Raw genomic sequence first — 20783 nt, 5'->3', positions numbered from 1 at the left:
CGACGTTATAAACTACTGTTCCTTGTTCAACTAAACTGCTCCTTTAGTGAAATAAGAAACTGGATTCTATTTAAATTCAAGTAACTCTATTAAAGTTTCTTCAATATAAGTTTCTAGGTCATCTTTTGAGATATCATATAAAGTTCCTGAAGCTTTACAACAACCGTAACTCCATAACGGAAGTGCATCCGCATAAAAATCCTCGTCATTTTTTGGACCTTCATAGTCTATTGCTATTTGAGAACGATACTCCAATTCTAGACAACTATCAGAAGTTAATTCGTTTATTTCATCTCCATCAATATCCCTACATACCCATATTTTAAGATTTGATTTTCCTTGTCTTTCAAATTCATTTGAATACTCTACTTGAAGAACCTTACTTAATTCGTTTCCTAACCTTTCTAGCTTGATTATATTTCTTTTTAACCCTTCGTTTATTTCATCTTTTGGAATGAAAAGATATTTATCATCAATTTCTTCTTTTTTATCTTTCTTATAGTACCTTTTAAATTTATCAAACATTCTTTTCCCTCCCATCCAAAAGCGTTTATATAGATTTCGACATTCTTATTGCACTAACCTGTCCCTTTAATTCATTAAGCAAAAAGACCACCAAATGGCAGCCCCGGATCTCAACTAACAGACCTGGCCTATGATCCTTTTATATCTTTTCAACAAATGTATCCTTGTCTTGGAGAAATAAAGAAGAGAGTGTCCGGTTGCTCTATGAAATCATCTATACAATTTAATTCATATACGTGACGGTCCTATTAGGATAAGGAAAATGGTGTTTTTATATTGGAACAACCCCCAGCTCAGTTGACCGATTCGGTTCTTTACACCATCATTGATGAGTGCTGGTACGTATTATATCGTGGCGTATAGTATCACGCATAATTTAATATAGACAAGATATTTTTTGCCTGATTTAACACTCTCCTTTAGGTAAGTACCTATACTAAAAGTGCATACTTACATATTTGCAGTGTGCACTTTATACTTAAGATAAATTATACTTAAGGAGGACAAATCTTTGAAAACTCTTGTTATCGTAACACACCCAAGTCTAGAAACATCCGTCTTAAATAAGCGATGGGTAGAAGAACTCAAGAAATACCCGGAAAAGTATACTGTACACGAATTGAATAAGGTTTACCCTGACGGAAACATTGATGTGGAAAAAGAACAGTTATTAATTGAATCGCATAGTAATCTTGTTTTACAGTTCCCTGTTTATTGGTTTAATTGTCCGCCTCTCCTAAAAAAATGGCTTGACGATGTTTTTGCTTATGGTTGGGCTTATGGTTCAAATGGAGGTGATAAATTAAAGAATCGCAAAGCTGCTTTAGCTGTATCTGCCGGAATTAAAAAAGAAGATTATAGTAAAGAGGGAAGATATCGCTATACACTTGAACATTTATTATCTCCCTTTGAAACTACCTTCCTATACTGCAATGCAGATTATCGTTCATTCTTTGCGTTTTATGGTACAGAAAATAAGTCGTCTGCAAGCGAATTGGAAAAAAGCGCACAAGATTATTTGAATTTTGTTGACAACCTGTAATAGATGGCTTTATTAAAGAAGTATTTCCTTGTTTAGGAGATACTTCTTTTGATTTAAACAAAATAGCTACGCCTACGGCTGTACAGCCTCCTGAGCCGGCAAACTGTTTTTCTCTCCCCAATCGCACATCATATTTAACAATGGAATGAGAGAAAGACCTCGTTCAGTTAATGAATATTCTACTTTTGGAGGTATTTGGGGAAATTCCTTGCGTATAATAAGGCCGTCTGCCTCCAGCTCTTTTAACATAATGCTTAGCGTTTTAAAGGAAATGGTACCGATACTTCGCTTCAGCTGATTATGCCGCATAACCTTATTTTCAGACAGCCAATACATAATGATCATTTTATATTTACCGCCTATTAAGGACAACGTATATCCAAAGCCAGTGTCATTTAGTTTCACGCCAGTCGGAACACAGGTTTCGCGCATAAGTTACACTCTCCTTTAGATAAGTATATGAAATAAATGTTCATACTTTACAATAGATCATTATCAATCTTATTGAAAGGATGTAAAATAAGATCTCTATAAAACTTTGCTATATGGGGTCAGTTCACGTTAGGAATTGACTTTTTTATCTTCTCTTATCGTGCTAAAGCATCTGTTGTAGCTTTGAAATAAAGAGGGATCAAAAGGTCCTCCTGTCCCCCATATTAGCGTAAATAAAAAGACTCCATTTTGAAAAAAGATTGATCTAAATGGAGTCTTTTCTTGTAAATTATTATACATTTTTTATAAAAAAGTTTGATTATTTTTAGTGATCCTTAATGAACTAACGCACCTGTTAGTTCAACAAGCGACATAATACCATTGGATTTTTTTAGTTAGAATGTACGATAAAAACTTTTACCATCAGATATAAAGAAAAACCCTTGGAATTTAGAACCTGCTAGAAATAATGTAAGTTATGCGACAACACTTGGTTGCGCATGTAATCCTCCATTTTAAATCTTGACCTAACTTTCTTTTTTAGTAGTAGGATAAAGCTAATCAAGGTTCTTGTATATTAAATCTTTCTTTAATCCTTTCTAATTGTTCTTCTACTTCTGATTTATCTTGGGGATAGTCTCCAAGATAACTAACGCAATCTTCTCTTAGATATCTATAGAATGTCAGATAATCTAAAATAATTTCTTCGTCTTCCTCTACTGCAGGACGATCAATGTAATAGGCTATTCCTTCTTTACCAAAATAATCTTCTTCCCACTCTTCATAATAGTCGGCAAACACAAACCTTGCATATTCGGTTCCATATCCTTCACCATCCGCATAACTTCTTAAGATTCTTAAAAATTTACCGTCTCCCATATGGTGATAGAAGTACCTTATCAATTTTCTCTTTTTATCTTCCACGATGCTTCCAACTCCTTAATAATTAATCTAGTGTAGGGAAGAAATTTGATATTTCTCCGGATTCATTAATAAATCCTCTAAATTGTAGTCCGTTAGGGGAAACACCTGTTACCTCTCTCCCAACGATCTTCCCATTTTTCATAGCTTCTTCTCCCCATTTTAGTATCTGTTTGTCTGATATTATGTTAGGATCGTAAACTGTTTTTGGATGGGAAACTTTCTTAAGCTCTCCAGGTATTAACTTCCCCTCCATGTCTAGTTTAGGTAAGCCATATTCTATTTCATATACTCCCTCTATAGATGGGTGCTTTCTTTTTGATATGATACATTCCTCTAAATCCCACCCCTTCTCTTTAAATGCCTTTTCGAAATTATTGAGATTATGTCCTCCAACTACACCCTTGCCTTTTTTCCTAACAATATCTACTACTTGCGCTAAATGTTTTTCATATCCTGGTTTAAACGTAATATTTTTATTCAGTTCCTTAGTTTCTTTAGAACCGTCTTTACTATTATCGTTCTTATTCTGAGGATCTTCTTCCTGGTGAGCTTTTTTCCCAGAGGAATTCTGGTCATGGTGTTGTTTGTTACTATTACTTTTCTTTCCAGTGAACGATTCCAAGATCCTTTTTAGATAGGGTTTTATTCTCGGTGAAACGGAGTCACCTAGTTTTACAAGGGCTTTCCCAAACGGAATTCGACTTACCAGTGCACTAATTCCCAGTGCAAGAGCCGTTTCTGGCGTAAGTAATTTTTTAGGATTGCGGATGATGTCTGCAGTCTGCCGACCACCTGCAGCAATTCCGATTCCAGTCGATACAGCACCTATTGCCGACCAGAATCCTAATAACGGGAACGTTAAGGCAAATGCTCCAAGTACAATCAACCCTTTTTCCCAAGCAGATAAACCATCCCACCAGTTTTGCAGATTATCAAATAAACAGGCAATACAAGCCTCGGGGCCATTGGCTGTAACTCCCCAGTTAGATAGAAACATAGATGTGAATAATGCTACAAACACAACGATTAAAGCTTTGTAGTACTTCTGAATATTGGCTTCTAAGCCTGATAAAAGTACCTTGGCTTCTGTTTTACCGTGTAACAGTGTAAATCCTAGTTCTCTCCGTTCTCGATAAAATAGTAGCAAGTATCCAAAACGCTGTCTTTCCTCAAAAACACTTCTGAATAGATTCCACAATTCAGAAACAGGATTGATAATGGTTTCCCCATCCAGCAGAAGAATCTTCTCTCTTACTCGGTTCAATTCCCAATAATCGATGATTACCGCAGCACCGAGCATCATTAAAAACACCGGTTTTGCGGCATAGCCGCTTCCTAATAAATCATGAATTCCGGTTAACCAATCCGGAGCTCGATAACTAGCATTCCATATTGAGTGATCAAAAATGGCCCAAACTAAAAGGATAACAGGAAAAATATAAGAAGATCTCTTTAATTTACTTTTAAACCTCACTGCTAACCCGATTCCTAACGTTACCATAGCGGTTAGCAACGAATGCCCAGCAGACATTTTGTCAGGTAAAAAGCCCTCCTCAAAGTAGCCAGGAAATAGTGTGAATAAATCCCAATGGAGCACTTTCCCCCCAAATAGTGTCACACCATAATCGAAAATACCTCCAGAAACCAATCGACGTGTGGTTTCCTCCAAAAATTGAAAACCAGCTCCCGTTGCCGCACCAATAAGGGCATAATCGCTTAAACTTAAACTGGATGCACGTCGTGACAAAAATAGATAAACTCCAATGGGGATCAGTTTTAAAACTTCTTCAGCAATCGGGGTTATAAATGCTTGACTCCATACATCTTGTTCCATCCCACCGAAAATAGCTGTAATGAAACTAACGATAAAAGAATTCAACGGTACGATTATCCATGCCCCCACCAAAAAGAAATAGGTGTACTTCTTCCATGTTAAAGTTTTACTACGACATAAAAACCAAAATTGCAAAATGACGTAAAATGACCACAAAAACTGGACGAACATTTTTCGGGAGTCTTCCATAAAAATTAAGCTTAATACCAAGGCACATAGCGATATCCAAGAAAAAATCGTAAAGATTCTTAAAATGTATGGATGGTTCTGAGTCCATACATTCCAAAGGTGAAAGATAGACTCGAGCTTCTCCCTTAAAGTAACTCTAAACTTTTCAACCTGACTCGTCATATTGCACCACTCCGATGCAGTTATTTTCATTCCTACATGATTTAAATAAAATTTATGATGATAACCGCTTCTTACGATTTCATACTATACTCTAATTTACTAAAAATTGGAATAGGTCGAATTTTACAAATATTTTTAATTCATTATTCCTATGTTAATATCTAGAAAAGGACATATACATAATTGGATGGTAAGAATAGGAACTCAAAAAACCTAAAGGCAACAACATCAGGGTTTTAGCGGATAAAAACCTGAGCTATGAATAAATTATTTGTTGATAGATACCTTGGTTGTGACAAGAATGGATACCATAGCCCTTTTTACAAGTACCTAGTTCGTAAACAGTATTAACCAGTTTCTTCACCCCTTATTTATACACCTAAGAATCCAACTATCATCATACATCCAATAACACCAGCCCAAATAACAGTCTTATAACTTTTGGATTTTTATAGATATTTCCACTTTGATTACTCTAAATAGAACCATTTCTCAATTGGTACATCGTTTTTAACTTATAATGAAAATTCTAAACTATGGAATATAGATGAGGTAAAAGTTTACTATGCACTGAATAAAGAATTTATAGAAGGAAATGGCGTTGTGAAAAGTGAATTTAAATAATAACTAAAAAGCCTACGATCCTTGCTGTTCAAGGATGTAGTTTTTTTTAGAAAGAGGCTTTAATGCAATTACAGGCTATAAAACATTTAGAAAGATGTAATATTTCAAAAAAGCTGATTGGTGTTAGTTGCCAATCAGCTTTTTATATATGAATAATTCTTAGTATTTCAGCTTCTTTCCCCTTGAAAAGGCGGCTATTTTATCAGCAGTTTCTTTTGTCTTGATTCTAGAAATCGCTGTTCAACTTCCACTTTCCTTGATATTTCTTTCCATCCATCTTGAAGTCAGCAAACACTTCCTAAAACAGTTCAGACTTGAGCTCAAAGCGAGGGTATGCGTCTGAATCCTGCCAGCTGTAAATACATCCGACACGCGCCTTTGTTTCTATAAAATACTATACGCTCTTGATGCATTCATACCACAACCCAGTCTGCACAAGCTCTCGCATAGAAGTAAATTCTTTAACCCATATATATTAATAGGAACTTCTGATATACCCTATTCGTCGCTTAGTTCTCGTACCGAATTACCCGAGTGATCAAGATTTACTATGATTTTCTTGAATTTATTATTATATTTTTCACCTGTATTCTTTCGTTCCATGACGATCAACTTAACTAAAATGTGCCCATGAAACTATACTAACTCCAATTATCATTCTACAAAATTGATTAACTCTCTTATCTTTTCTAAAAATTGTTATTTTCTATGTTTAACTTATCGAAAAAACTTTATTGAAGTTAGCTGAATAAGAAAGGAGATTAAGCAATTTACCCAATACCACTCGTTTATTAAAATAAATTTATCTTCCATTGTGTTTTACTTTACAATTTCTTAAACATTTTAGCCTCGGTTTTAAACTGTATTCCATTATCCACATTTGTAATTTCATTCAATTTGTTTAAACTTTTTTTAAAAAAATATTTGTTAGTCTTCTTTTTAACAACCTGTCCAAACCAATTAATACTTTCCTCATAGAATGATTAAAAGTACTTATATCGAAATGGAGGAAACAAACCATTGAGTGACACAGATTTATTACATGATTCTCCCAAGGGCCCAAAAGGAAGACTAATTACTGGCCATTCAAAGGAGTTTATTTCAGATACACTTGGCTTTCTTACCCACTTAGCAAAAGAATATGGAGATGTTGCTAAAATTCGTTTTGGACCTTTCCAAAATGTTTACTTCATTTCAAATCCAGATTTAATTAAGCAGGTACTTGTAACAAAACAAAAATCCTTCTTGAAATCTAAGGACTTCCATGCTTTAAAACCATTACTTGGAGAAGGCCTTCTTACAAGTGAAAAAGAAATTCACATGCGCCAAAGAAGGCTTATTCAACCTGCTTTCAAAAAGTCTCATATTAGCAATTATGCACAGGATATGATTGATATAACAATGAACTATATTTCCACTTGGAAAAACAGGGAAGAACGGATTATGACGGAGGATATGATGAGCCTTGCTCTCGGTATTATCAGCAAGACCATGTTCAGTATGAACCTCAAGGAAGGATATGACGAGCTCGGGGAACCTATAGAATCATCTATGAGAATTGCTGTTAAAAGGATGAGAACACTTCTTCAATTGCCACTATGGGTTCCAACTAAAAATAACCGTGAATTTAAAAATTCGATACACAGACTTGATACAGTGATTTATAACTTTATTGAAAAACGTAGGGCAGATGCAGAGAGACATGAGGATATGCTTGGGATTCTAATGGATGCTCGAGATGATGAGGATGGTTTAGCTATGACAAACCAGCAGGTACGTGATGAGCTAATGACCATTTTCCTTGCCGGTCACGAAACAACTGCAAACGTACTTTCCTGGACCTTATACTTGCTTTCACAACATCCTGATGTGGAAACTAAACTTTTCAATGAAATAGATAGCGTAATCGGTAATCGTAACCCTACACCTGGCGATTATATGAAATTAACGTACACACAAAATATTATCATGGAATCAATGCGTATATACCCGCCTGGCTATATCGTATCACGGAAAGCGGAGGAGGATGTAGTAATAGGAGGATATCATTTTAAAAAAGGCGATATGATCTTGATAAGTCAGTATGTTATGCACCACAAGCCTGAGTATTTTGATAATCCAGATTCTTTTAATCCTGAGCGATTTGAAAACAACTTTGTGAAAACTCTACCTCAGTTCGCTTACTTTCCGTTTGGCGGAGGTGCGAGAGTTTGTATCGGTAATCATTTCGCAATGATGGAAGCTGTGCTTGTCCTAGCGTGCATTGCTCAACGATATCGGATAAGGCTTGCGCCGGACCATCATGAAGTAAAACCACTTCCGTCTATTACACTTAGACCAAGGCGTGGATTGCGCATGATAGTCGAAGATAGAAAAGAGTCTTTTCGTGAACCCTTAGTTGATGAATAGTAATATAGATTTAAATGACTTGAGGCGGCCATTTGACTTTGAAGTATTTGGGTGTGTTGGCCATTTTAGAAGATCCTATTCTTTCAGTAACCATTTTTAGCAGATTTTTCGTAGGAGACATAATATCACGTTATAGATTTCTAAGAAAACACTATTTATTTTCACCTCTGAAACAAAGAAACAAAAGGCTGCAATGTTCTTCTTCAAGAAAGCATTGCGGTCTTTTCATGTTTCTAGGCATTATGCCAAAATGATAGATACATATATTTAAAGCTTCAGGATAGCTATTAAATTATTGGACACATGAATTTATATCACCGGCATGAAAGATTGTATGGCTATTTTTTACACTTGCTGGTTTTGAAACAAGGATCATTTCGAATCTAGTAAATTATGTTGTTAGCTTAATTGCATGGGGTTCCGCCAACATTTTGACATAAAACCTAGGCTACGACATTTTATGTCAATAAAAGCCAATTCCCTTACAAGAAAAAGAGAGAGAACATTAATTGTCTCTCTTCCTTTTTACTAAATTTCACTTAACTATTAAAGGTATATAATCTGCAGTTGCCCAATTGTTCATGGGTACTACTTTATATTTTACACCAGTCTTCAATGTGTTATTTGTAACATCGAAAATACCAACCGAACCTTTACGAGAAGAGAAACGATATTGTGCTTGTACCGTGCTTCCATCTTCGCCTTGCAATTGTATGCTTCTGCCTGCAAATAACTCCATGCCTGGGTCTTTATCTAATACAATTTTAATAGTCTTGTTATCAATAGCTTCTGCCGATTGAAGTTTAAGTGGAGCGATGTATTGTGCCTTAAACCTTTTATTTTCAAGATCTGCCCATTTTGATTTCACTGTATAGGTTACACCTGGTTTCAATTGTTGTCCTGCTGGTAATCGAAATTTTGGAGCTTGTCTTCCATCTGTTGCTTGTGTAAAAGGAACGTAATTCGCAACAAAACGTTCTCCGTTTCTGCCTGTAATCGTTACAACACGATCACGTAAGGACGAAATAATTTCGAAACGTTTCCCATTTTCGTCTTTGTTTCTGTTATCTAATTCAAATGCTAAATCACCTCGACCTGCCCGATACGCTTCGATAATATTTGCGTAGTCTGTTACACCATCTTCTAAAAATGATTCCAATTCAAATGTGTCATTTGTTACTTGTTGGGTGTTACGAATATTTATTTTCTCATCTGTTCCTTCAAAGGTTTTTACTCGTTGCCCTTTGTAGCTTATTGAGTATTTGGTGTCATCCTTTTGAATTTCAACTGGCACGATGTATGTGCTTTTTGCTCCTGTTTTCAAACGTGGTACATTGACTATGCTCATGCCATGATTAAATTCGAATTGTTTCTTAATATTCTCCAAATTGTTTGGATCCACATCTTCTGCAACTAACGGTTTATTAAAAGTGACCTGTAAAGTCATCGTATTCAATACGTTTATGTTCGTAATCCTTGCTTCTTGTTGTTTCTTCTCTTGTTCTACTAGGTGGTTACTTGAAGCCTCTACGTTTAATGTTTGGTTATATGTCGCTATTCCAGACGATATTACAGATACAACTAATACAGCTGGTACTATATGTTTTTTTATATTCATTTTTCTCTATCTCCTTTATTTTGTTATTTGTTATAAAATTTATAATACAAGTAACATCTAAACTGGCTATAAAAAAATTCTTAATAAAATATTAAATTTATTAATTTCTTTTACTATGAAAACTACATAAAATAGGGAACTCTGGACGAATAGGATCCCTCTTTTCAACTTGATATATAATATTGAGTTCTTATAGATTCTCTTCTTATTTTGCTGTTAAAGTGACTGTATCTGGGTTTGCCCAGTTACCCATAGTTACTACTGAGTATTTGACGCCTGATTGAAATGTATTATCGTTTAACACATCAACGATTCCATATGGTCCTTTGCAGGGGGAGAAGCGGTATTGAGCTTCTATATTTCTGCAGTCATCACCCTTTAATTCCACTTTACGACCGGAAATAGCTCCATACCCAGAGATCTTTATCAAAAGTTATCTGGAACGATTTGTTGTCGATTGCTTCTGCAGACTTGAGTGGAGGTGAGGCAATCGCTTCAGTAATAAAGCGTGGATTTTTGATTTTTGCCCAATCAAACATTACGGTATATGTCGTATAAGATGTTAAATTTTGACCTACTGGTAAACGCAACAGTTTGATTTCACCAGTAGGAAGGCTTAGAACATCTGGTTATTTTGCCCCTTCTTTTGTCAAAATCTGTTCAATCTCTTTAAAGCCTTTCTCGCGGGCATGTTGCAAAGGAGTCACATTATTATGATCAGCTATGTTCACATCTGCCCCATGATCTATCAGTAATTGTACTGTTTGCTGCTGTTTTTCATCTCCATTACTCAATATAATTGCCTCCATTAGAGCCGTCCAACCTAGGTTATTAACATGATTTATATCAATATCAGTATTGGTAAGAAGTTCTTTTATCACATTCACATAGCCATGTTCCGAAGCAGGGATCAAAGCAGTTCCTCCATAACGATTGGTAATCTTGGGATCCACACCTGCATTAATTGTAAGCTTCAGGATTTCAAGGTAACCTTCTGCACCCGCATATAGGAAGGGATTGTTTTTCATGTCATCTTGGATATTAACATCTGCACCTGCTGTAATTAGGATTTTTGCAGTCTCAACATCATTGTTATAAGTCGCAATCATAGTGGCAGTTCGCCCTTCGGAGTCCTGTGTATTAATATCTGCACCTACCTCAATCAACCTGCTTATCGTTTCTGTTTCTTTCCGTTCTGCTGCTTGAATTAGTTGTTCATTCACTCCTTCTCTCTCCTTTCCCTGTATTTCCAGGTCTTCCTTGTCATCTGAGACACACCCTTGAAGCAAGAGAATGCATCCTATGATTACTGCCAGCCACTTCCACATAAAATACACGTTCCTTTAAAATTTGTTATTATCACTGTTTTTCTTGACCCATAAATCAAAGGCCTAGATGCACTTTTCATCTCAATATTATGAAAGCGTCCTTCTTTCTAATCTCTCCAAGACACATACGGCAAGGTTCACCACTGGCTTAAATCTCTCAAACGGAGAGAAATTCGCTTCCCGAATTGCTTTCATTTCGGTGTGAATTGTCGGTTTCCTTGTTTCCAATGCATCATTAATACCAATAGCAATGATTTTCCCGTTTTGTACAATAACAGCCCCAAAGGGAAGTTCTCCTTTTTCAGGTACATTCTGATGTGCCTGAAAAATGTCTTATTCTAGTAATTATTGAGGTTCCATGAAATATTCCTCCCTTATACATTTTCAGTTAAACTTTTTTATTCCGTCTTAAATTATGTTAGTACTTAATCCTAAACTCCCTCTAAACAATTTCTTAAAAAAAGATAAACTTATTAATAAAATTTATTAATGTTTATAAAAAATACCCGCCACCTATGTGACGGGTCAAAACACATTATTTAAACATTAAAGCGATATCCGGCTCCCCAAACGGTTTCCAAGAATTTTGGATGTGCAGGATCTCTTTCGATTTTTTCACGTAATTTTCTGATATGGACAGTCACAGTTGAAACATCCGCAACTGACTCCATCCCCCAAATTCTTTCATAAAGTTGCTCTTTGCTCAACACTTGGTTCGGGTGCATCACAAGAAACAGTAACAAATCGAATTCCTTTGTAGTAAACGGAATTTCCTCTCCATTAACATGAACTTTTCGCGCCGACTTATCGATCGAAATTCCATGAACGAAAACTGTATTAGTTTTGGCTTGACTTCCTGCTAAACGTTCATAACGGGCTAAATGCGCTTTCACTCTAGCAACCAGTTCATTTGGACTAAAAGGCTTTGTAATATAATCGTCTGCCCCTAAACCAAGACCTCGAATTTTATCAATATCTTCATTTTTGGCGGACACAAGCAAAATTGGAATGTCTTTGACAGCACGTATTTGTTTGCATATCTCAAATCCATTTACTCCTGGAAGCATGATATCTAGAATAATTAAATCATTATTTTCTTGAAGTGCCTGTTGAAGTCCAGCATCACCTGTATGTTGAATATTGACACTAAAATCATTAATTTCTAAATAATCTCTCTGCAATTCTGCAATGCTAACATCGTCTTCAATAAGTAATATTTTTTTCATATTTCCTCACCTTTCTTTAGGGAAAAGAAGACACTTGTGCCTTTTCCTATTTCGCTAGTAGCCCAAATATCCCCTCCATGCTCGTGAATAATTTGTTTTGCAATCGCAAGTCCTAAGCCACTTCCGCCTGTCTGAGAATTTCTTGATTGTTCTGCACGGTAAAAGCGATCAAAAATGTAAGGTAAAGCAGATGGTTCTATTCCTTGCCCGTTATCTGCTACTTGAACGACTACATCATATGGTCCTTCATGCAGAGAAATGGCAATGTTCTTTTTTTCTTTATTCGTATACTTCACACAATTACTGATCAGGTTAGCCAATACGCGTTTTAATTTCTCTCTATCTGCTGTCACGTTTATCAGTTTATACATAATATGAAGTTCAATCTGGATCCCTTGTTGAAGTAAATCCAAATGAAGCTCGTCTACGTAGTCTCTCATATATTTATCCAGTTCGACAGTTTCAAAAGTGAATGGTTCTTTTTTTAAATCCAGCTTAGAAAATAAGAACAGTTCATCTATCAATGAATCCATATCTTTAGCTTTTAAGTATACAGTTGATAAATACTTTTCCATTTTCTGCGGGGTGTTTGCTACACCGTCTTTTATACCCTCAACATATCCAATAATCGAAGTAATTGGCGTTTTCAAATCATGTGAAATATTTGATAGAAGTTCTTTTCGATTTTCCTCATACTGAAGCTGGATAGTAACGGACTCTTTAAATTTTATTCTCATTTCATCAAACGTTCTATTTAATTGTCCGATTTCATCATTCGAAGTAGCTTTGATTTCAAAGTTTAAATCTCCTGATTTTATTCGTTTGGCACCTTCTTTAAGAACTGAGATGGGCTTGATGATGCTTCGTGAAACTAAATAGTTTAAAAGCCCAATAATCATAATAAACAAAAATAGCAATAGACCAAATAAAATTGGAAACAACTCTCGAGCCAACTCGGCATAGGAACTCGCCTTTCTCAATACAAAAATACTTCCTTTGCTTTTATCCAAAAAATAAAAATCAAACTTCACATACGTGAAAAAAAAGTCTTCGATTTTAATCGTATCTCGCGTATTGATGTTTGTTTCTTCAAATCCAGGAAGCGACTTAACCAATACCTGCTTATCCAAAGAGGGGGAAGCATACTCGATGTTCGTATCTTTTCTAACGACAATCTCGATATCCTTCTGTTCAATTTTCTTCAGCTGCTCTTCGTTTAGAAGCTGTGTAGGATTATTTTTAGCCAATAGCTTTAAATCGAGAAACGCACTTTCTTCTATTGTAGTCAATGGTTTTTGGACATAAGATTTTTTGTAAAAATACTCTATAGATTTTATATCGCCCGTTATCGCAATAATAATTAAAAACCCAGCCGCTAACAATAAAGTGATAGAAAAAAGTATCACTCCAACGTAAGACAACAGAAATCTCGTTTTAATTGACATGTTAATCACCTCAGTACTTACTTTTCACTCTGCTTCTTAAAAGTATATTTGGCACCATATAAACCATTTTCCTTAGAATTTTTGTTTTTTATTCAGTATGGTGTATTAAACACCTTATCACTAGCTTGTGCTTAACATGGAGATTTACCATTTACAAAGAAACTAAAAGAACAATAACATACAAACCTTAAAACTTTCTAAAATATGTATGAAATATCCCTAAACATCTTAAAATATTTTGTTGAAATATCACATCAGACCGAACTTGGTCGATTTCAAAATGGGATAATTCCAACCGATTGACTGAGCTAGGTCTTCTTATTTTTTCATGAAAAGGCAGAAGTATTTTTTCAGGGAATTAAAAAAGATGAATAGGATGCGTCAGGTAAATGCCACTTCTCTAAAATTTTCTAAAAAACGGGATATTATCAGTGAGCTTACCCTATCAGGATTACACTCTGCAAGAATGGGTCGATATAGAAGAAGACCTTCCAAAGACCATAAGATGGTAGAAGGTGCTTTAAAACTACATACTTCTCATCAATATAACATCAAAGAAATTACGGATATGACGGGTGTTAGTAGATCAGTATTATATCGAGATTAGGAAAAAATTTAACCTTGGGGTTGGAATAGAGGGATTATCCTGTGGACATAAGAGCAACGGAACTACTTGCAACTGATAAAAGAAAGGATCTCTTGACAATCATTTCTACTTTAAGCAATTGAGAATTAGCATACGACTATACCCTTACACAAGATGATATGGAAGAAATACGAAAACACTACGGTTTTTCTAATTTTTCTGCCCACTCAGATCGGGTTATTTAACAGTCATTACTAACATGCTGACACACGAAAAGGCGATCCTTCTTAATATAGAATCGCCCTCTTTATATTTGGTTTTCAGGAATCAAATATATCATTTACAAATTATTGTACCTATTCATTTTTCACTAACAAATTTTATTAGGCTTAAGAAAAATATTAAGCGATTATCGTCAACGAGTTTCTTCTATTAAAAACAACAACTTTTTATCACATGTTCCGTACTAAAGCTGGCACCCTTGATAATTAAGGGTATTCCCTTTATTGGTTGTTATAGGAAGTTTTATGATAGACTATCAAACTACTTAATTCGTCGTATTTTCACTCCCAAACTACTTCCCCAAAACAAATTACCACTATTTTTTGAGATGTACGTTTTAGGATAACTACTTAGAGTACATATCATCCTTTTTAATACTAAAAAGAATTAGCGTGGATTTAAATGTACCCATTTAGAGGTGAAGACAACATACCTGTTAATATCGTAGTCCTCTCACTTTTTGCTTCTATCGCCTTTTACTAATTATGATAGTCGCTCCATATTCATTGTGAATTTATATCGATCTGCACGGTAGACGGATCTTACAACCTCAAGTGGTTTTTTTGTATCAAGCGTGCTTATTCGTTCAATTAGCAATACCGGGGCCCCTTCAGCTATCTCTAGCATTTCCGCCTCTTTTTTTTGAGCAATTGATGCTTCAATCACCTGTCTGCCATGCTGAATTTTCAGGCCAAACGTTTTTTCTACATAGCTATAAATGGAGGTTACGGCTATTTCTTTCGTTAGACCCAGGGCAAGATCTTTTGAAATATATAGCATCTCATATGCCATCGGCTGCTGATCAGCAAGCCTTACACGTTTCAGCTCGAAAATAGGAGTTCCTGCTTCAACCTCAAGCTTTGCAGCGAGATCATGATCTGCGTTGACCTCTGTAAAACTGATAACACGTGTACTTGGTTCAAGTCCTCTTGAACGCATATCCTCTGAAAAGCTTGTTAATCCTTGCAGGGGTTGCTCGATTTTATTGTGGGCAACGAATGTTCCTTTTCCGCGCTGCCTGTATAAATAACCCTCATTCACAAGATTAGAAATGGCTTGTCTCACCGTCATCCTGCTTATTTCATATTTTTCAGTGTATTCTCTTTCTGAAGGTATCATCTCGCCTGGCTCTAATTCATGGTTTTGAATCGCTTCTTTAATCGCCTCTTCAAGTTGATAATAAATCGGAAGCGGAGAATTCTTTTGGATCATTTAGCGTACATCTTCCTTTCATCGTGATGTAATTTTGAAAAGGCATCCTGATCGGGATCATCTCAAGCTAAAATAGCGTAAAATCATTCCTGATCCTACCAATGCTTTTTGAAAGTAAAAAACACACGATAAAAAATTTCGGCAGATTAGATTCACTTTTCTAAAGTATCTAGATTTCTTTTTGTGAATTTTAATACAGATTCTCTTGAACGTTCAATTTCATTTTTATTCTCATTATAGAACTTTGAAACATACGCATAGAAAATAATACTAACCGTTAGAAATTGTGCAAACAGGGAACTTGTTGCTGCGCTTCGAAATTTAGCCTCTGGTGCACGTACATGGTGTAAAGACATATCGACTTTTTTAGTTAATCCATTGTTCCCCAATCGCGATAAACCAATTGTTTTAATACCATATGCTTTAGCAATATCAACAAGTTGCAGAACTTCTTCAGTTTCGCCACTATTAGATATACAGAAAAAAACGGTATTCTTTGATGATGCAGCAAGCGCTGTGGCAGTAATATGAGGGTCTTGATTTGCACTTACAATCTTTCCTAACCGTAACCATTTCTGTGTAATATCTTCAGCAATGAGCCATGAAGCTCCTATTCCATAGACGTAAATTACATCTGCACTTTTCATGGTTTCAATTATATTGTCTAGAACGGCTTCATCCAAATAATGTGCGGTTTCTTGTATAGCTTGTACAGAGTTAGAAACTATTTTATCTTTAATGGACGCTATTGTTTCATTAGGTTCAATGTCATAGAAACCTTTTTTCTCTGGTTGCGAAATAAGAGATGATAAAGATACCTTTAGTTCTGAAAAGCTGTTAACTTTTATAGAACGACAAAATCTTGTTACAGCCGAACTGCTGGCATTGGCTTGAGAAGCTAATTCATGTATAGTCATTCTTATAATATCCTTTGGATTTTCTAAGATATATTGTGCAATTTTTCTTTCTGATTTAGGCAATTGATTTAATAAACTTTCAATTCTTAATAAAACATTTTCAACGTGCATATTATTTTCTCCCTTGATCTTTAATTAACTTATATGCTTCAATGCTATGTAATAACAACCTAATGTAGAAGATACGTCTTCTAAAACTAGTTTTACTTCCGGTTTTTCAAGTTTAATATGATTAATAAAAGAGCTTTGCACCAATGGTATATTAGCCAATATACTACCTTTAATTGCAATTGTAACATTCTCACTAAAATTCAACTTCTTGCAAACATCAAGGCTATTCTTAGAAAGGTGATATCCTGCCTGTCTAAGAATATTTTGCGAGAAATCATCGCCAGTTTCTGCATGTTGGACAATTAGTGGAACAAATGCAGCAATCTCGGCTTTCGTTGCGGTATAAATAAATTTCTTCAGTTCTAATACACTGTGATAGCCAAGTTTTGTAAGTATTAACTTAGTTAAATGGCTATAATTTAATCCCTCATCTTCTTCTTTCGTCATTTTTATAAAAGTCTGCATGGCAATCCAATAGCCGCTTCCTTCATCCCCAAGAATGTGTCCCCAGCCACCAGCCAATTTCTCAATACTATTATGAATTCCAATACTTACAGAACCTGTTCCTGAAATTGTCAAAATGCCATCTTTTCCTTTTAGTAAAGCAGCATGAGCAATAATTCCATCATTTACAATTGTAAATGGGGTATTAAATGCCTTGCTTAATGCACTTTTTATCCCCTGTGGATTTTCAACTCCTCCATACCCTGCTAATCCTAAGCAAATGTAGTGACAATTTCCATTATTAATAGGAGCTACGCATTGTTCAATTGCCTGAATAATGTTAGCAATGGCTTGTTTTTCATTTATAAGCAAATTTCCATAACCCGATTTGCCTTCACTTAATTTATTACCCTCTAAATCATAAGCAACTGCTTCGGTTTTAGAGCCACCACCGTCAACACCGATAATATAACTCATATCATTCTCCTATTCAGTAAAAAAGGAAGGAGTATCACTGTTCCTTCCCTTTATCTTCTTTGAAGATTCTAATTAATATTGAATTGGAATTTCCCCCATGGTTCCAAATGATCTAGCAGAAAAATTTCATCTTCTGCTAATCGACCAACTACATTTGTTTTCCCTGAGTTCTTCATTTCTTTCAATGCAATCTGCAATTCACCTTTATATTGTCCATAGAGCTCATTTTCAATTAAAATATCACCACGTCTAATATCAGGGGTGAATGTTGGTTTAAAATCTTCATTCTTATATTTTACGCGTGATTGTGTGGAGCGAATAAGATAATCAGATACGTCTCCACGGTAAAAATGAAATTCTTCCAATACTATTTTTTTCTCTAAATCTGTTATAGTGTCGTGAAGATTAACATTAAATGTTATCAAGCCACTGTTTAACATACTAAGATGTTTTAATTCATCTTCAGATGCGTAGGCATTTGCAATAATTACATCATCAATTAATCCAGTTGCAAATAAGTGCTTCGCTTGTGTAGTAATGGGTAATTCCCGGTGCATTTCTAATGTACATAATCCTTCAGTTATAGGCCAAGGTCCATACGTCGCTGCATGTGAGCTAATGAAAGCTGCCGTGTGAATATTATGCTTTTTGAATTGTTCACAGCATTTTATAAAATGTGGATAGCTCAATCCTGCATAGCGATGAGGATAGAAGTTATGTGATCCAACTAAATTTTCTTTTTTAGGTTTGTAATCCATGATATTTTCTAAATATTTTGTTGCATTGCTCATGTTTATTTCAATTTTTAAATCATATGGATTATGTGTCATAATGGACTCTTCATTTCCTGTAAAACCCATGTCTAGCCTAATTCCATACGCACCTAACTCTGCAAAGAATGATAAATCATTATAAGATATACCTAGCGCCCCAAATACTCGAGGAGCAATATCGACCATCACTTCCATATTCAATTGATTTGCAAACAAAATCGTTTCTTTAAATTCTTTTAAAATCTTCTCTTTATCGCCTTCAACTGAAAGCAAGCAAGTAAAAATTTTTCTGAATCCATATTTGTGTGCAAGCGCAATGTATTCTATGTCTTTATCAACGGTTGAATGTTCTGGATAGATAGAAATACCAAGTTTCCCCATAGTTTAATCACCTCTATTTTTTTACTGTTGTGGGGCTAGTTTTTTTATAATACGAATCATATGTTCAATTAGTTTTTGTTCACTCATTGCCGTCATTAAGTGATCCTGAGCATGAATCATTAATAAAGTTTTTTCACTGGGAACTCCATTCAATTCAGCTTGAATTAACTTGGTTTGTGTCTTATGGGCCAAATTTAATTCTTCCTCAGCTTGTTTAATTAGGTCTACAGCTTTTTCAAAATTAAATTCTTCCGCTTCTGCCAATGCTTCAAATGCTAATCCTCTCGCATTTCCACTATGTGATATTATTTCAAAAATTTCCATTTCGTTATTGTTAATTTCAGATGACATATAATTACACTCCTATTTAAATATATTATGAAAGTAATATTCTCATTAAAAAGATTGGATTATAGTATTCCAGTTTGAATTACTGGAGAAAATTTACTAAATGTTAGGCAGACCATTTTGATTGAAGAATTGTGGTAAGTATTCTTCATGCGCTTTTAACAGTTTTTGTAAAACCAATTCAGCTAGATCATCACTTGGAATAAGGGGGTTAATAGTTAAAGCTAATAATGCTTTATCATAAGAACCTGTAACTGCTGCTTCTGCACCTATTCTTTCAAATGATTTAATTTGTTGAATTAAGCCATGTACTTGTACGGGTAATTTACCCATTGTCATAGGAATTGGTCCATTTTTGGTGACGATACAGCTTACTTCGACTGCTGAATCATAATCAATTTCAGTAAGCGATCCTTTGTTTTGTACATTTAAAACTTGAATGTCTTTTTTATCATTATAAATAGAAGAAATTACATTACACGCTGCATCGCTATAGTAAGCACCGCCGCGTTGCTCTAATTGTGGAGGCTTGATGTCAAGAGTTTCATCTTTGTATAGGTCAAACAAACCTACTTCTAATTTTTTCACAATTTCAGCTCGAGTTTCTCCTGATTTGAATGCTTCTAACTCATCATCTAAAATAGTTTGTGTTTTGTAATAATAGCGATGGTAAGGACAAGGTACAACTCCTAATGATTTCAAAAATCTTCGGTTCCAAGCCAGAGGAGCAATATTCTTCATCGTCATCTGAATTTCTGGATTACCCAGCATTTCAAGCACTTTATCTGTTACTTCTTGATCATCAACGAACACATGCATCCCGAATACCATATGATTTAACCCAGCGAAATCTATGTGTACTCTCTCCATTTCAACACCCAACATTTTAGAAATAGACATATGCATATTAAATGGGACATTGCATACCCCAATTACCTTTTTATGCTTGCTGTAACGGAGAAGAGCTTCCGTTACCATTCCAGCTGGGTTTGTGAAGTTAATTAACCATGCATTGGGGCAAAGCTCTTGCATTTCTTCTGCGATTTCTAGAAGAACAGGTATGGTTCGTAGTGCCTTAAACAAACCACCTGCACCATTGGTTTCTTGACCAATTAATCCTAATTCTAATGGGATACGCTCGTCTTTGACTCGTGCATCAAGTAAACCAACTCTCATTTGCGTTGTGACAAAATCAGCATTATGCAATGCTTGACGGCGGTCTAATGTTAGATGAATTTCCATTGGAACTCCTGCTTTTTCTACCATTCTCCTTGCTAAGGTTCCTACAATCTCAAGTTTTTCTCTTCCTGCTTCAATATCCACTAACCAAAGTTCTCTAATAGGTAACTCATCAAAACGTTTAATAAAACCTTCTATTAATTCTGGTGTATAACTAGAGCCGCCTCCAATTGTGGCAATTTTTAATCCTTTTTTCATTTCCATTTTCCTAACACCTCATAGTAAGCATTTATTTAACAAAAAAAGCCTGCAATT

At 35.2% G+C, this 20783-nt stretch carries 20 protein-coding genes; 4 read left to right on the top strand and 16 right to left on the bottom strand.

Annotation, left to right across the window (positions count from 1 at the left end; genetic code table 11):
* Positions 1–66: 66 nt before the first annotated feature.
* On the bottom strand, positions 67–525 hold the full coding sequence (locus tag JFU50_RS20565; RefSeq protein ID WP_201223855.1) for a hypothetical protein: 459 nt from the start codon (positions 523–525) through the stop codon (positions 67–69).
* A 511-nt stretch (positions 526–1036) separates the two neighbouring features.
* Between JFU50_RS20565 and JFU50_RS20560 the strand changes: the two genes are divergently transcribed.
* On the top strand, positions 1037–1567 hold the full coding sequence (locus tag JFU50_RS20560; protein WP_201185521.1) for an NAD(P)H-dependent oxidoreductase: 531 nt from the start codon (positions 1037–1039) through the stop codon (positions 1565–1567).
* A 72-nt stretch (positions 1568–1639) separates the two neighbouring features.
* Here the strand turns inward: JFU50_RS20560 and JFU50_RS20555 are convergent, their stop codons facing one another.
* The gene (locus JFU50_RS20555; protein ID WP_201185523.1) at positions 1640–1999 is read right to left on the bottom strand and encodes a winged helix-turn-helix transcriptional regulator; all 360 of its coding nucleotides are present in this window, start codon (positions 1997–1999) and stop codon (positions 1640–1642) included.
* A 429-nt stretch (positions 2000–2428) separates the two neighbouring features.
* Between JFU50_RS20555 and JFU50_RS32005 the strand changes: the two genes are divergently transcribed.
* Positions 2429–2518: a DUF2599 domain-containing protein gene (locus tag JFU50_RS32005; RefSeq protein WP_201225136.1), complete on the top strand. Its 90-nt coding sequence runs from the start codon at positions 2429–2431 to the stop codon at positions 2516–2518.
* Between the two features lie 42 nt (positions 2519–2560).
* Here JFU50_RS32005 and cdiI read toward each other — a convergent pair whose 3' ends face one another.
* Positions 2561–2923 (bottom strand): ribonuclease toxin immunity protein CdiI, encoded by a 363-nt coding sequence (gene cdiI / locus JFU50_RS20545; RefSeq protein ID WP_201223853.1) that lies wholly within the window; start codon positions 2921–2923, stop codon positions 2561–2563.
* A 22-nt stretch (positions 2924–2945) separates the two neighbouring features.
* Positions 2946–4928 (bottom strand): PrsW family glutamic-type intramembrane protease, encoded by a 1983-nt coding sequence (locus JFU50_RS20540; RefSeq protein ID WP_274608358.1) that lies wholly within the window; start codon positions 4926–4928, stop codon positions 2946–2948.
* A 1824-nt stretch (positions 4929–6752) separates the two neighbouring features.
* On the opposite strand from JFU50_RS20540, the gene JFU50_RS20535 reads away from it, so the two are divergent.
* Positions 6753–8141 carry a cytochrome P450 gene (locus JFU50_RS20535; RefSeq protein WP_201223849.1) on the top strand — a complete coding sequence of 463 codons (1389 nt, stop codon included), beginning with the start codon at positions 6753–6755 and terminating at the stop codon, positions 8139–8141.
* 535 nt (positions 8142–8676) lie between these two features.
* On the opposite strand, the gene JFU50_RS20530 is transcribed toward JFU50_RS20535, so the two are convergent.
* From JFU50_RS20530 to JFU50_RS20505, 6 genes are all read right to left on the bottom strand, one after another.
* Entirely contained in the window at positions 8677–9759 is a 1083-nt protein-coding gene (locus JFU50_RS20530; RefSeq protein ID WP_201223847.1) for a hypothetical protein, read from the bottom strand.
* Between the two features lie 205 nt (positions 9760–9964).
* Positions 9965–10189 carry a hypothetical protein gene (locus tag JFU50_RS20525; protein WP_201185531.1) on the bottom strand — a complete coding sequence of 75 codons (225 nt, stop codon included), beginning with the start codon at positions 10187–10189 and terminating at the stop codon, positions 9965–9967.
* Between the two features lie 199 nt (positions 10190–10388).
* Positions 10389–11087: an ankyrin repeat domain-containing protein gene (locus tag JFU50_RS20520; protein WP_201223845.1), complete on the bottom strand. Its 699-nt coding sequence runs from the start codon at positions 11085–11087 to the stop codon at positions 10389–10391.
* An 87-nt stretch (positions 11088–11174) separates the two neighbouring features.
* Positions 11175–11417: a deaminase gene (locus JFU50_RS30850; protein WP_309559287.1), complete on the bottom strand. Its 243-nt coding sequence runs from the start codon at positions 11415–11417 to the stop codon at positions 11175–11177.
* Between the two features lie 209 nt (positions 11418–11626).
* The gene (locus JFU50_RS20510; RefSeq protein ID WP_201223843.1) at positions 11627–12313 is read right to left on the bottom strand and encodes a response regulator transcription factor; all 687 of its coding nucleotides are present in this window, start codon (positions 12311–12313) and stop codon (positions 11627–11629) included.
* Positions 12310–13758, bottom strand: coding sequence for a sensor histidine kinase (locus JFU50_RS20505; RefSeq protein ID WP_201223842.1), 1449 nt, complete (start codon positions 13756–13758; stop codon positions 12310–12312). Before JFU50_RS20505 ends, JFU50_RS20510 begins: the two co-directional genes overlap by 4 nt.
* Positions 13759–14125: 367 nt before the next feature.
* Between JFU50_RS20505 and JFU50_RS20500 the strand changes: the two genes are divergently transcribed.
* Entirely contained in the window at positions 14126–14365 is a 240-nt protein-coding gene (locus JFU50_RS20500; protein WP_242489065.1) for a hypothetical protein, read from the top strand.
* A gap of 744 nt (positions 14366–15109) precedes the next feature.
* On the opposite strand, the gene JFU50_RS20495 is transcribed toward JFU50_RS20500, so the two are convergent.
* The 6 genes from JFU50_RS20495 to JFU50_RS20470 form a co-directional block, all read right to left on the bottom strand.
* The gene (locus JFU50_RS20495) at positions 15110–15838 is read right to left on the bottom strand and encodes a GntR family transcriptional regulator (RefSeq protein ID WP_201223841.1); all 729 of its coding nucleotides are present in this window, start codon (positions 15836–15838) and stop codon (positions 15110–15112) included.
* A gap of 152 nt (positions 15839–15990) precedes the next feature.
* Positions 15991–16866 carry a MurR/RpiR family transcriptional regulator gene (locus JFU50_RS20490; RefSeq protein WP_201223840.1) on the bottom strand — a complete coding sequence of 292 codons (876 nt, stop codon included), beginning with the start codon at positions 16864–16866 and terminating at the stop codon, positions 15991–15993.
* 24 nt (positions 16867–16890) lie between these two features.
* Positions 16891–17787, bottom strand: coding sequence for an N-acetylglucosamine kinase (locus tag JFU50_RS20485; protein WP_201223839.1), 897 nt, complete (start codon positions 17785–17787; stop codon positions 16891–16893).
* A 68-nt stretch (positions 17788–17855) separates the two neighbouring features.
* Positions 17856–18941, bottom strand: a complete 1086-nt coding sequence (locus tag JFU50_RS20480; protein ID WP_201223838.1) for a DUF871 domain-containing protein — start codon at positions 18939–18941, stop codon at positions 17856–17858.
* A gap of 21 nt (positions 18942–18962) precedes the next feature.
* Positions 18963–19292, bottom strand: a complete 330-nt coding sequence (locus tag JFU50_RS20475) for a PTS lactose/cellobiose transporter subunit IIA (protein WP_056524848.1) — start codon at positions 19290–19292, stop codon at positions 18963–18965.
* A gap of 96 nt (positions 19293–19388) precedes the next feature.
* The gene (locus JFU50_RS20470; protein ID WP_274608357.1) at positions 19389–20732 is read right to left on the bottom strand and encodes a 6-phospho-beta-glucosidase; all 1344 of its coding nucleotides are present in this window, start codon (positions 20730–20732) and stop codon (positions 19389–19391) included.
* Between the last annotated feature and the right edge of the window lie 51 nt (positions 20733–20783).

The sequence above is a fragment of the Peribacillus sp. TH14 genome, assembly GCF_016651145.1.
In the GTDB taxonomy this organism is placed as follows: domain Bacteria; phylum Bacillota; class Bacilli; order Bacillales; family DSM-1321; genus Peribacillus; species Peribacillus butanolivorans.
The sequence above is the reverse complement of the archived record's forward strand: the minus strand, read 5'-3'. Positions and strand labels throughout refer to the sequence as shown.